General features: G+C 75.2%; 14 protein-coding genes. 13 read left to right on the top strand and 1 reads right to left on the bottom strand.

All coding sequences use genetic code 11. The features are described 5' to 3' along the window. The first annotated feature begins 65 nt into the window (after nucleotides 1-65). From OMK64_RS06335 to mutM, 9 genes are all read left to right on the top strand, one after another. Nucleotides 66-755, top strand: a complete 690-nt coding sequence (locus OMK64_RS06335; RefSeq protein ID WP_124344189.1) for an ABC transporter ATP-binding protein — start codon at nucleotides 66-68, stop codon at nucleotides 753-755. Beyond that, nucleotides 752-2,353 (top strand): DUF6297 family protein, encoded by a 1,602-nt coding sequence (locus OMK64_RS06340; protein ID WP_272727236.1) that lies wholly within the window; start codon nucleotides 752-754, stop codon nucleotides 2,351-2,353. The genes OMK64_RS06335 and OMK64_RS06340 overlap by 4 nt, the downstream gene beginning before the upstream one ends. Then, nucleotides 2,350-2,994: a 16S rRNA (guanine(966)-N(2))-methyltransferase RsmD gene (gene rsmD / locus OMK64_RS06345; RefSeq protein ID WP_272727237.1), complete on the top strand. Its 645-nt coding sequence runs from the start codon at nucleotides 2,350-2,352 to the stop codon at nucleotides 2,992-2,994. The genes OMK64_RS06340 and rsmD overlap by 4 nt, the downstream gene beginning before the upstream one ends. Before the next feature lie 50 nt (nucleotides 2,995-3,044). Beyond that, entirely contained in the window at nucleotides 3,045-3,539 is a 495-nt protein-coding gene (coaD, locus tag OMK64_RS06350) for a pantetheine-phosphate adenylyltransferase (protein WP_272727238.1), read from the top strand. Beyond that, nucleotides 3,536-4,048, top strand: a complete 513-nt coding sequence (locus OMK64_RS06355) for a hypothetical protein (protein WP_272727239.1) — start codon at nucleotides 3,536-3,538, stop codon at nucleotides 4,046-4,048. The genes coaD and OMK64_RS06355 overlap by 4 nt, the downstream gene beginning before the upstream one ends. A gap of 105 nt (nucleotides 4,049-4,153) precedes the next feature. Next, the gene (locus OMK64_RS06360; RefSeq protein WP_272727240.1) at nucleotides 4,154-4,732 is read left to right on the top strand and encodes a YceD family protein; all 579 of its coding nucleotides are present in this window, start codon (nucleotides 4,154-4,156) and stop codon (nucleotides 4,730-4,732) included. A gap of 2 nt (nucleotides 4,733-4,734) precedes the next feature. Further along, nucleotides 4,735-4,932: a 50S ribosomal protein L32 gene (gene rpmF, locus OMK64_RS06365; RefSeq protein ID WP_162352438.1), complete on the top strand. Its 198-nt coding sequence runs from the start codon at nucleotides 4,735-4,737 to the stop codon at nucleotides 4,930-4,932. Nucleotides 4,933-4,978: 46 nt separating this feature from the next. Beyond that, nucleotides 4,979-5,767: a ribonuclease III gene (rnc, locus tag OMK64_RS06370; RefSeq protein WP_272727241.1), complete on the top strand. Its 789-nt coding sequence runs from the start codon at nucleotides 4,979-4,981 to the stop codon at nucleotides 5,765-5,767. A gap of 5 nt (nucleotides 5,768-5,772) precedes the next feature. After that, nucleotides 5,773-6,681 (top strand): bifunctional DNA-formamidopyrimidine glycosylase/DNA-(apurinic or apyrimidinic site) lyase, encoded by a 909-nt coding sequence (gene mutM / locus OMK64_RS06375; RefSeq protein ID WP_272727242.1) that lies wholly within the window; start codon nucleotides 5,773-5,775, stop codon nucleotides 6,679-6,681. An 89-nt stretch (nucleotides 6,682-6,770) separates the two neighbouring features. Here mutM and OMK64_RS06380 read toward each other — a convergent pair whose 3' ends face one another. Continuing rightward, nucleotides 6,771-7,733 carry an NAD(P)-dependent oxidoreductase gene (locus OMK64_RS06380; protein ID WP_374694065.1) on the bottom strand — a complete coding sequence of 321 codons (963 nt, stop codon included), beginning with the start codon at nucleotides 7,731-7,733 and terminating at the stop codon, nucleotides 6,771-6,773. A gap of 46 nt (nucleotides 7,734-7,779) precedes the next feature. On the opposite strand from OMK64_RS06380, the gene OMK64_RS06385 reads away from it, so the two are divergent. The 4 genes from OMK64_RS06385 (at nucleotide 7,780) to OMK64_RS06400 (ending at nucleotide 11,803) form a co-directional block, all read left to right on the top strand. Continuing rightward, the gene (locus OMK64_RS06385; protein ID WP_272727314.1) at nucleotides 7,780-8,406 is read left to right on the top strand and encodes a response regulator; all 627 of its coding nucleotides are present in this window, start codon (nucleotides 7,780-7,782) and stop codon (nucleotides 8,404-8,406) included. A gap of 112 nt (nucleotides 8,407-8,518) precedes the next feature. Beyond that, the gene (gene gadC, locus OMK64_RS06390) at nucleotides 8,519-9,988 is read left to right on the top strand and encodes a glutamate/gamma-aminobutyrate antiporter GadC (RefSeq protein ID WP_272727244.1); all 1,470 of its coding nucleotides are present in this window, start codon (nucleotides 8,519-8,521) and stop codon (nucleotides 9,986-9,988) included. Then, the gene (locus OMK64_RS06395) at nucleotides 9,985-10,437 is read left to right on the top strand and encodes a hypothetical protein (RefSeq protein ID WP_272727245.1); all 453 of its coding nucleotides are present in this window, start codon (nucleotides 9,985-9,987) and stop codon (nucleotides 10,435-10,437) included. Before gadC ends, OMK64_RS06395 begins: the two co-directional genes overlap by 4 nt. Continuing rightward, nucleotides 10,430-11,803 carry a dipeptidase gene (locus OMK64_RS06400; RefSeq protein ID WP_272727246.1) on the top strand — a complete coding sequence of 458 codons (1,374 nt, stop codon included), beginning with the start codon at nucleotides 10,430-10,432 and terminating at the stop codon, nucleotides 11,801-11,803. Before OMK64_RS06395 ends, OMK64_RS06400 begins: the two co-directional genes overlap by 8 nt. Nucleotides 11,804-11,809: the final 6 nt, after the last annotated feature.

An 11,809-nucleotide genomic window follows, 5' to 3' on the forward strand; every position in this document is an offset into this window, starting at 1 on the left:
CCCGGGGACGCGGGGGCGGGCGCCGTGGGCGAGCGCGCACGGCCGGGCGGTCTACCCTGGCGGGCGTGTCGAAGCCCGTCGTGCGCGCCCAGGACCTGGTAGTCGGCTACGGCGGGGCACCGGTGTGCGCGCCCGTGAGCTTCACGCTCGCCCCCGGGAAGGCGGTCGCGCTGGTCGGTGCCAACGGCTCGGGCAAGTCGACGGTGCTCAAGACGATCCTCGGCCTGCTCACGCCGGCGCAGGGCACGCTGCGCGTGTTCGGCGACCCCGTCGACGAGCGGGACGTGCTGTTCCGCACCCGGGTCGCGGCGGTGCTCGACGACGACGCGTACTTCCCGGCGCTCACGGTCGCGGAGCACCTGTACCTCACCGCGCGCGGCCACGGCGTGCTCGGCGCCGACGGCGTCGTCGACACGCTCCTCGACGAGTTCGGGCTGTCCGACCACCGTCGCGCGCTGCCCGTCGCGCTGTCCTCGGGCCAGCGCCGGCGCCTGCTCCTCGCCGCCGGGTTCGCCCGCCCCCGGTCGCTGCTGGTGCTGGACGAACCCGAGCAGCGCCTCGACCGCGCGATGCGCGACCGGCTCGCCGACCGCCTGAACGTCGAGAAGCGCGACGGCGGCGCGGTGCTGCTCGCGACGCACGACCCCGACCTCGTCCGCGCGGTCGCCGACCGTGCGGTGGTCGTGTCGGACGACGTGAGCCGCGTGGTCGACCCGGCCGAGGCGGCCCGCGTCATCAGCCGGGAGAACCCGTGAGCGACGAGGCGGCGGTCGCGCCCTCCGACGTCGGCGAGGTCCCGTCCGCGCGGGCCATCCGCCGGTACACCGCGCACGCCGGCAACGCGCGCGGCGGCGCGAACCTCGGGTCGGTCCTGTCGGACGTCTACTACGCCGTGATCGCGGTCGGCGTGAGCGTGCTCATCGCGCTCGGCGCTGCGCGCACGCTCCGGCTCGAGGTGCACCCCGCGTCGCACGTCGTGACGGGCTGGGCGCTCGACCTGTCGACGCTCGTCGCGGTCGTGCTCGTCGCGGGCGCCGGGGCGCTGCTGTCCGTCGCCGGTCGTCTCGGCCCGGTCGGGGCGGGCGGCGCGGAGGCGGCGTGGTGGCTCGGCCTCCCGGTCGACCGGCGGGGCCTGCTGCGGCCGGCGTCGCTGCGTCTGCCGGTCGTGGCCGGGCTCGTCGGCGGCGTGCTGGTCGCCGTGCTCGACGCGGGGCTGCTGGCCGAGTCCGGGGGCACCGTCAGCCGGGTCGCCGTCGCCGCCGCGTTCGTGGCCGCCGCCGTCGTCCTCGTGGCGGCCGCCGCGCAGACCACGGGCACCGCGCGCCGCACGCTCGCGCTCACGGGCGACCTGGTCGCGGTCGCCGCGCTCGCCGCGGCCGCCGTCCTGCTCGTCACCGACGTCCAGGTGCCGCCGCCCGCGCCCGGCTGGGTCCTCGTCGCGGTGCTCGCGGTGCTCGTCGCGGGGCTCGGCGTGCTCGTCGACCGTCGCCTGGCGCACATCCCCGAGCGCTCGCTGCGCGAGAGCGGCTCCGTCGCGGCCCAGGCGGTCGGCGCAGTCGTCTCGCTCGACTCGCGCGAGCTCGGGCGTGCGCTCACCGACGGCGCGCTGCCGTCCGCGCGTCGTCGCGTCAGCCGGCTGCGGACCGTCCGCGGGGCCGCGTCCGCGCTCGTCACGGCCGACCTCGTGGTGCTGCGGCGCTCGACCCGGCACCTCGTGCAGCTCCTGGTCGCCGCGCTCGTGCCCGCGATCGTCGTGGTCGTCCCGCAGCTCGCGTCCCCGTTCGGCGTCCTCCTGGCCGTCCTCGTGGCGGGCTACGTCGCCGCGAGCGCGACGGGGGAGGGGGCACGACGCGCCGAGATGGCCCCCGTGCTCGACCGGCTCCTGCCGCTCGAGGCGAAGACGGTCCGCCGTCTGCGCATGGTGGTCCCCGGCGTCGCGATGCTCGCGTGGTCGCTGCTGGCGTTCACGGCCGTCGGGCTGTGGGCCGACCGGCTCGTCGGGTGGCTCGCGCTCGCGGTCGCGGCGACGCCGGTGTGGGCCGCCGCCGCGGTGCGCGCCGCGTACCGGTCGGCCCCGGACTGGTCGGGGCCGCTCGTCTCCACGCCCATGGGGGCCCTCCCGGGCGGCGTCGCCGCCGTGCTCGCCCGCGGGCCGGACGTCGTCGTGCTCGGCCTGCTGCCCGTGTGGATCGCGATCCTCGTCGGCCGGACCGGGCCGGTCTTCCTCGCCGCGCAGGTGCTGTTCTCCGTGATCGCGGTGCTCGTCGCCTCGTCGATCGAGACCCGGCCGCTCATGGAGCGGATCATGGACGCGCAGGAGAACCCGCCCGAGAAGCCCGGGGCTCGCCGGTGACGCGCATCGTCGCCGGGACCGCGGGCGGGCGCACGCTCCAGGTGCCGCGCCGCGGCACGCGGCCGACGAGCGAGCGCGTCCGTGAGGCGCTGTTCTCCCGGCTCGAGCACCTGGGCGTCGTGTCGGGCGCGCGCGTGCTCGACCTGTACGCCGGGTCCGGCGCGCTGGGGCTGGAGGCGGCGAGCCGCGGCGCGGTGGCGGTGACCCTGGTGGAGTCGTCGCGGGACGCCGCCGAGGTCTGCCGGCGCAACGTCGCGACCCTGGGGCTCCGCGGGGTCACCGTGGCCGCCGAGCGCGCGGAGAAGTTCGTCCAGCGCCGACCCGTCACCCCGTGGGACCTCGTCCTTGTCGACCCGCCCTACGACGTCGCAGAGGCCGACCTGGCGGCCGTCCTGGCCGGTGTGGCACGGGGCGTCGCCCACGACGGTGTGCTCGCCGTCGAGCGCTCGAGCCGCTCACCCGAGCCGACGTGGCCCGCCGGCTGGGACGGTGTCGAGCGGCGCGTCTACGGCGAGACGGTCGTCTGGTTCGGCGAGCGGGCGACCGCCGAGAACCTCCCTGGCGACGCCGCGCAGCCCGACGACGACGTAGGCGCCCGTGACACTGCGGGCAGGCCCGGACCAGGCCCGGACGAGGACTGACCCGGCCGCGTCCGACGGGCGCGCACGGGCCGTTCGCCTACCCTGGCCGGGTGACCACAGCCGTCTGCCCGGGATCCTTCGACCCCCTCACCCTCGGCCACGTGGACGTGGTGCGGCGTGCGCGGACGATGTTCGACGAGGTGGTCGTCGCCGTGGCGCGCAACTCGTCGAAGACGCCGCTGCTGACCGCCGACGAGCGCGTGGCGCTGGCCCGCGCGGCGTTCGCGGACCTCGACGGCGTGCGGGTCGAGGCGGTCGACGGGCTGCTCGCGGACTTCGTCCGGCAGCAGGGCGCGTCGGCCGTGGTGAAGGGTCTGCGCAGCGGCGCGGACTTCGACGCGGAGCTGCCCATGGCGCTCATGAACCGGCACCTGTCGGGCGTGGACACGGTGTTCGTCGTCGGCGACCCGGCGCTCGCCCACGTGGCGTCGTCGCTGGTCAAGGACGTGGCGCGGTACGGCGGGCCGATCGACGACCTGGTGCCGGCAGGGGTCGGTGACGCGGTGCGGGCGGCGCTCGCGCGGACGGGAGGGAGTGCACGATGACCGAGGACGCGACGACCCGGCCCGAGGGCCTGACGGGCGTGCTGGACGCGATCGCAGCGGCGGTGACGCACGCGCGGGCGATGCCGATGTCGTCGTCCGTGCTGGTGAACCGCGCCGAGCTCCTGGACCTGCTCGACCAGGCGCGCGACGTGCTGCCGACGCAGCTCACCCGCGCCGACGAGGTGCTCGCGGACGCCGACGCGGCACGTGCCGAGGCGCGGGCGCAGGCGGACCGGATCATCGACGACGCGCGCCGGCGCGCGGCCGAGCTCGTCGACTCCGAGGCCGTGGTGGTGGCGGCCCGCGAGCGGGCGCAGCAGATCGTCCAGGAGGCCGAGGAGTCGGCCGCGGGCCTGCGCCGGGATGCGGACGACTACTGCGACCGGCGGCTCGCGGACTTCGAGATCGACCTCGGCAAGGTGCTGAGCCAGGTGCAGGCGGGTCGCGCGAAGCTCGCGGACCGGCTGGACGGCGGCGCGGACGACCGGTCCGAGGGGTCGGTGCTCTGAGCCGCGGGGCTGATTTGGGAGCCCTCGGTCGCGTGTCGTAGAGTTGGCGGTTGGTCCTGCCGGTCGTGGCGTGGACCGAGATCCAAGACGAGGGGACCTTCGGCCGTGCAGCGCCCTGTTCACCTCGATCCCCGCTCGCCGTTCGTGCTCGACACGCATGAGCTCGGCCGACGTCCGGGATCGACGCGGACCGTGCAGCTCACGGTCGGTGCCCCCGAGGATCTCGGGACCGACGTGATCGGCATCCCTCCTGGTACCGACGTCGAGCTGGATCTCCGGCTCGAGGCGGTCATGGAGGGGGTCCTGGTCTCCGGATCCGTCCGTGGCCGGGCGGTCGGGGAGTGCGTGCGCTGCCTGGAAGAGGTCGTCGAGGACGTCGACGTCTCGATCCAGGAGCTCTACGTCTACCCCGAGCGCGCCGCCGCCGCGGTCGAGGAGGGCGACGAGGACGAGGACGTGCGTGAGCTGGAGGGCGATCTGATCGACCTCGAGCCCGCGCTGCGGGACGTGGTGGTGCCGGCTCTGCCGTTCCAGCCGCTGTGCCGCCCCGACTGCCCGGGTCTGTGCTTCGAGTGCGGAGCTCGCCTGGCGGACGACCCTGACCATTCGCATGAGACGCTTGACCCTCGCTGGTCCGCCCTGAGCGGCCTGACGAGCAAGGTCGACGAGACGAAAGAGAGCTAGCCGTGGCGGTTCCGAAGCGCAAGATGTCGCGCAGCAACACCCGTGCGCGTCGGTCGCAGTGGAAGACCACTGCCGCGACGCTGACCTCGTGCCCCGTCTGCAAGGCGGACAAGCTGTCGCACGCCGCGTGCCCGTCGTGCGGTGCGTACAACGGCCGTCGCTACGCCGAGGCCGTGCGCAGCGAGCACGAGGCCCGCTGACACCCTCGCTCGTCGCCGTGACGCACGTGACCGCCCTGTGACCGGGATGAGTGCCGCGGCCGACAGGCTCATCGAGAAGCTCGGGGTCCATCTGGACCCCGAGCTTCTCGTGCTGGCGCTGACCCACCGCTCGTTCGCGCACGAGGCGGGTGGCATCCCGACCAACGAGCGCCTCGAGTTCCTCGGTGACACCGTGCTCGGTCTCGTCGTCACCGAGTCGCTCTACCGGCGCCACCCCGACCAGCCCGAGGGTGCGCTCGCGAAGATGCGGGCGGCGACGGTCTCGCAGCGCGCGCTCGCGGGTGTCGCGCGCGAGCTCGACCTCGGCGCGTTCGTCCTGCTCGGCAAGGGCGAGCTCGCGACCGGCGGGGCGGACAAGGACTCGATCCTGTCCGACACGCTCGAGGCGATCTTCGGCGCGGTCTACCTGTCGCACGGGCTCGAGACGGCCCGCACGGTCGTCGACCGGTTCGTCGGGCCGACGCTCGACGCCGCCGCGGGCCTGGGCGCCGGGCTGGACTGGAAGACGTCCCTCCAGGAGCTGTCCGCGGCGCTCGGCCTGGGCGCCCCCTCGTACGAGGTCGTCGGCGAGGGCCCCGACCACGCCCGCACCTTCACGGCGCGCGCCGTCATCGCCGGCGAGGCGCGCGGCTCGGGCACGGGACCGGCGAAGAAGCTCGCGGAGCAGCACGCCGCGGAGGACGCGTACCGCGCCCTGGAGGCCCTGGCCGCGCTCGGTCCGGCCGCCGACGGCGGTCCCGACGGCCCGGCGGGCGACGTGCCCCTCGCCGCCGACGCGCCCGCCGTCACCGCGGACGCGTCCGCCGAGGGCTGAGGCGGGTGCCGGAGCTCCCCGAGGTCGAGACCGTCCGTGACGGGCTCGCCCGTCACGTGCTGGGCCGGACGGTCACGGGTGTCGCGGTCCATCGGGACTACAGCGTGCGGCGGCACGTCGCCGGGCCCCTCGACTTCGGCGGACGGCTCACCGGCCGGCGGCTGGACGCGGCGGTGCGGCGCGGCAAGTTCCTGTGGCTGCTGCTCGACGGCGAGGACGACGCGCTGCTCGCGCACCTCGGCATGAGCGGGCAGCTGCTCGTGCGCGACGCCGCGAGCCTCGACGAGGCGGCCCGGCACCCCCACCTGCGCGTGCGGCTCGGGTTCGACGACGGCTCGGCGCTCGACTTCGTCGACCAGCGGACGTTCGGCCACCTCAGCGTGCCTGACCTGGTGCCGACACCGGACGGGGCGCCCGGCGGGCTCGGGTCGGACCGCGCAGCCGTGCCGGAACCCGTCGCCCACATCGCGCGGGACCTGCTCGACCCGTCGCTCGACCGCGCGCGTCTGGTCGACGCCGTCCGCGCCCGTCGCACCGGGATCAAGCGCGCGCTCCTCGACCAGACGCTCGTCTCGGGCATCGGCAACATCTACGCGGACGAGGGGCTGTGGCGGGCGCGGCTGCACTACGCGCGCGCGACGGACACGCTGCGCCGGGCAGAGGTCGAGCGTGCGCTCGACGGGGCGCACGAGGTCATGACGCAGGCGCTCGCGCAGGGCGGCACGAGCTTCGACGCGCTGTACGTCAACGTCAACGGCGCGTCGGGCTACTTCGACCGGTCGCTCGCCGTGTACGGGCAGGAAGGACGGCCGTGCCCGCGGTGCGGCACGCCGGTCCGGCGCGACGAGTTCATGAACCGCTCGTCGCACACGTGCCCGCGCTGCCAGCCGCGACCCCGCAACGGTCGGTGGTGACGTCGCCCTGGTCGACGTCGTGCGGGGCGCCGACGCGCACGGGCCGCGTGTGACTCCGCGCTCGACGTCGTCGCGCGGCGACCCGTGACTCAGCGCTCGACGACGTTGCGCAGCGGGTGTCCGGCGGCGAACGCGGCGTAGTTCTCCGCGACGAGCGCGGCCGCGCCGACGGGCCGGCCGCCGGCCGCGTGCGGGCTCACCAGGATCCGCGGCTCGTCCCAGAGCGGCGACGTCGCCGGCAGCGGCTCCTCGTCGAACACGTCGAGCGCGGCGCCCGCGAGCCGGCCCGACCGCACGGCGTCGAGCAGCGCGTCCTCGTCGAGCGTCGAGCCGCGGCCGGCGTTGACGACCCACGCGTGCGCGGGCAGCAGCGCGAGCACCTCCGCGTCGACCGCGTGCCGCGTCGCGTCGGTCGCGGGCAGCAGGCTGATCAGGAGGTCGGTGCGGGGAAGCAGGTCGGGCAGCGCGTCGGCGGTGACGACGGGGTAGCCGTGCCGGTCGCCCGCGTGCGTCGCGACGCCCGTGACCTCGGCGCCGAGCGCGGTGAGCAGCGGCGCCAGGCGGGTCGCGATCGACCCGAAGCCCCAGACCCCGACGCGGGCGCCGTCGAGGGTGCGCAGCGAGTCGCGCGGCCGGACCGGCTGCACGCCGCCGAGCTCGGCCGCCCACCGGTGCCCGGCCTGCGCGCGGACGAGGTCGGGGACGCGCCGCACGACGGCCAGGATCAGCGCGAGCGTGTGCTCGGCGACGGGACCGTCGTGCAGGCCCCGGCCCGACGTCACGACGACGTCCGCGCCGAAACCGGCGGCGAGCACCGCGTCCGGCCCCGCGGCGAGGGTCTGGACCCAGCGCAGGCCGGTCAGGCGCTCGGCGCACGCGCGCAGGTTCTCGGTGCTGTTCCCCCAGGCGACAAGCACCGAGGCGTCGAGGGCGTCGTCGGGCGGCGGCGCGTCGGGTGCGTACCGGACGACGCGCACGTCGTCGGGGAACGCGGGCGCGTCCTCCAGCGTGGTGGGCAGCAGAACCGTCGTCACACCTGGATACGATGCCATCGTGCCGTCGATCAGCCAGCCGACGAGGTCGGGACCCATCACCGTCATGATCGTCGACGACCACGAGGTCGTCCGCCGCGGGATCGCCGAGGTCGTCGAGCGGACCGACGGGATGACCGTCGTCGCCGAGGCCGGGTCGGTCGCCGACGGCGTCCGTCGCGCCGGTCTGGTGCGACCGCAGGTCATGCTCGTCGACCTGCAGCTGCCCGACGGCACGGGGATCGACCTCATGCGGACCGTCCGCGACGCGCAGCCCGACGCGCGCGCGATCGTCCTCACGTCGTTCGACGACGACGACGCGCTGGCCGCGGCGCTCGAGGCCGGCGCCGCCGCCTACCTGCTGAAGTCGGTCCGCGGCGCCGAGATCACGGACGTCATCCGCGCGGTGGCCGCGGGTCGCACGCTGCTCGACGAGCGCACCGTGACGCGTCGCAAGGCGGGCCACGAGGACCCGACGGAGAACCTCACGCCGAGCGAGCTGCGCGTGCTCGACCTCATCGGCGAGGGCCTGTCGAACCGCGAGATCGCCGAGCGTCTGGGCGTCGCGGAGAAGACCGTCAAGAACCACATCACGTCGCTCCTGGCGAAGATGGGCCTGCAGCGCCGCACCCAGGTCGCGGCGTGGGTCGCGTCGCGCAAGCACGCCGGGTGGCGCGCCGAGCCCGGCCACTGACGCCTCCCACCTGCGAGACCACCCTCGACGGGTGAGCCCCGCGCCGACGCGCGTCGCTAGCGTCGCGAGCGGGCGGGGGGACGACGCCCCCGCACGACGGTGGGAGCGGCGCATGGCGGCGGACTCGCAGACCCGGACACCCGCAGCGGCACGCGTCGGACCGCCCCCACCCACCTTCATCACGTGGATCGCGCTCGCGTTCATGACGACGTCGAGCGTCGCGAGCCTGCGGGCCGCGCCGACGATGGCCGTCTACGGGCTCGCCGCGGTGTTCCTCTACGTCGTCCCGGCGATCGTCTTCCTGCTGCCGACGTCGCTCGTCTCGGCCGAGCTCGCGTCGGGCTGGTCGGGCGGCGTGTACCGGTGGGTCGCGGAGGGCATCTCGAAGCCCGCGGGGTTCCTCGCGGTGTGGTGCCAGTTCGCGATGACGCTGTTCTACTACCCGTCGCTGCTCGCGTACGTCGCGAGCACGTTCGCGTACGTCGTGAACCCGGCGCTCGCGTCGAACGGCCTCTACACGGCGATCGTCATCGTCGTCCTGTACTGGACCGGGGTGTGGGTCTCGTCGCAGGGCACCAAGGCCGTCGCGGGCCTGTCGTCGATGGGGCTCGTGATCGGCACCCTGGTCCCGGGCGCGCTGCTCGTGCTGCTCGGCATGGCGTTCCTCGCGCAGGGGAACCCGTCCGCGGCGCCGATGGACGCCGAGCACCTGCTGCCCGCGTGGACCGGCATCGCGTCCCTCGTGCTCATCGTCAACAACTTCCTGTCGTACGCGGGCATGGAGATGAACGCCGTGCACGTGTCGAGCCTCAAGGAGCCGTCGCGCGAGTTCCCGCGGTCGATGTTCCTCGCGATCGGGCTGGTCCTCGCGATCTTCATCCTCCCGGCGCTCGCCATCAGCTGGGTCATCCCGGCCGACGCGCTGTCGCTCACGGCGGGCGTCATGCAGGCGTTCGACGCGTTCTTCGCGCACTTCTCGATCCAGTGGCTCACGCCGATCGTCGGGCTCATGCTCATCGCCGCGTCGCTCGGCGGGATGCTCACCTGGCTGGCGGGGCCGTCGCGCGGCCTGCTCGTCGTCGCGCGCGAGGAGGGCTACCTGCCACCGTTCCTGCAGCGGCTCAACGTGCACGGCGTGCAGCAGAACATCCTCGTGACGCAGGGCTTCCTCACGACGCTGATCGCGCTGCTCTACGCGTTCATCCCCGAGGTGTCGAGCGCGTACTGGATCTTCTCGGTGATGACGACGCAGGTGTACCTGATCATGTACCTGCTGCTGTTCGTTGCGGCCGTCAAGCTGCGCCGACGTGCGCCCGACCACCCGCGCGGCTACCGCGTGCCCGCGCTGACGCTCGTCTGCACCGTCGGGTTCGTCGCGTCCGTCGCGGCGCTGCTCATCGGGTTCGTGCCGCCCGCGCAGTTCTCGTCGGGGAACGGGCTGGTGTACGTCGCGATCGTGGGCGGCGGGCTCCTGCTCATTGGTCTCGTCGCGCCGTTCGCGTTCTACGCGTCGCGCAAGCCGTCGTGGCGCACGGCGTCGGCCGGCACCACCGCCGACGCCACCGCCGGGGAGCCGACGTGAGCCCCGTCGTGGCCGGCCGGCGGCGCTGGCCCGTCTACACCGCGTGGGGGCTCCTGCTCGTGGGACTGCTCGCCGCCATGATCGTCGGCTTCTCGAACCGGCAGACCAACAAGGACGTGTCCGAGGCCGACGCCAAGGCCGCCGAGCTCGTCGCCGCGTTCGACGCCGCCGGGCTCGTCCCGCTCGACCAGGACGTCGTCGCCGACGTGCTCGGCAGCGACGGCGGGATCGTGTGCACCGACCCGGAAGGCGCGCTCGCGATCGCAGCACGTCGCACGGGGCTCGAGAACGGTGCGGCCGGCCCGGGCGTGCGCGCGTCGGCGTTCCCCGAGAACCTGCTGACCGCCGGCCGGCTCGTGCTGGAGACGTACTGCCCGGACGTCGTCGACGACTACGACGACTTCGTCGGGTCGCTCGAGCTGCACGACGGGACGACGACCGGTGGCTGACGCACCCGCCCTCGCCGACGTCCGGCGCACCGTCGCGGAGCTCATGCCACGCGCCCTCGACGACCTCGCGGCGCTCGTCGCGATCCCGTCGGTCGCCGACGAGCGGCTGTTCCCGCGCGCCGAGTGCGAGCGCGCCGCCGCCTGGGTGGCCGACGCGCTGCGCGCCGAGGGGATCGACGACGCCCGTCCCGTCCCGACGCCCGACGGCTCGTCGACCGTGCTCGGCCACCGGCCCGGTCCCGCGGGGACGCCGACCGTGCTGCTCTACGCGCACTACGACGTGCAGCCGCCGCTGCGCGACGAGGCGTGGCTCTCGCCGCCGTTCACGCTCACGCCGCGCGACGGGCGGCTCTACGGGCGCGGCGCCGCGGACTGCAAGGGCAACGTCGTGGCGCACCTGACCGCGCTGCGGGCGCTGCGCCAGCTGCTCGGCGACCTGCCCGTCGGCGTGCGGGTCGCGATCGAGGGGTCCGAGGAGCAGGGCACCGGCGGGCTCGAGGAGTACGTGCGCGCGCACCCCGAGCAGTTCGCCGCGGACGCGGTGCTCGTCGCCGACACCGGCAACGCGACGCTCGGTCGGCCGACGCTCACGGTGTCGCTGCGCGGCGCGACCAACGTCGTCGTGCGCGTCGAGACGCTGGCGGGCGAGGTGCACTCCGGCATGTTCGGCGGCGCCGCGCCCGACGCCCTCGCCGCGCTCGTCGCGATCCTCGCGACGCTCCGCGACGCGCAGGGCGCGACCACCGTGCAGGGGCTCGACGCGAGCGGCACGTGGGACGGCGTCGCGTACGACGCCGCGCAGTTCCGGCACGACGCGGGCGTGCTCGCCGACGTCCGGCTGCTGGGCGGTGCGAGCGTCGCCGACACCCTGTGGGCGCGGCCGGCCGTGACAGTCCTCGGGATCGACGCGCCGCCCGTCGTGGGGTCGGCCGCCGCCGTGCAGCCCCGCGCCGCCGCGCGGCTCAACCTGCGCGTCCCGCCCGGGACCGATGCCCGCGCCGCCCGCGACGCGCTCGTCGCGCACGTGTTCGCCGTCGCGCCCTGGGGCGCGCACGTGTCCGTCGAGACCGAGCCCGTCGGCCAGCCGTTCCGCGCGCGCACCGACGGGCCGGTCTTCGCCGCGCTGTCGCAGGCGCTCGCGGACGCGTTCGACCAGCCCACCGTGACCGCGGGGCAGGGCGGCTCGATCCCGCTGTGCAACGTCTTCGCCGAGACGCTCCCGGACGCGGCCGTCGTGCTGCTGGGCGTCGAGGAACCGGCGTGCCTCATCCACGCGCCGAACGAGTCCGTCGACCCCGGCGAGATCGAGCGGCTCGCCGTGGGGGAGGCGCTGTTCCTCGCGCGCCTCGCCGACGTCGCGCGCTGACGACGC

It is taken from the genome of Cellulomonas fimi (assembly GCF_028527925.1).
Lineage (GTDB): Bacteria > Actinomycetota > Actinomycetes > Actinomycetales > Cellulomonadaceae > Cellulomonas > Cellulomonas fimi_C.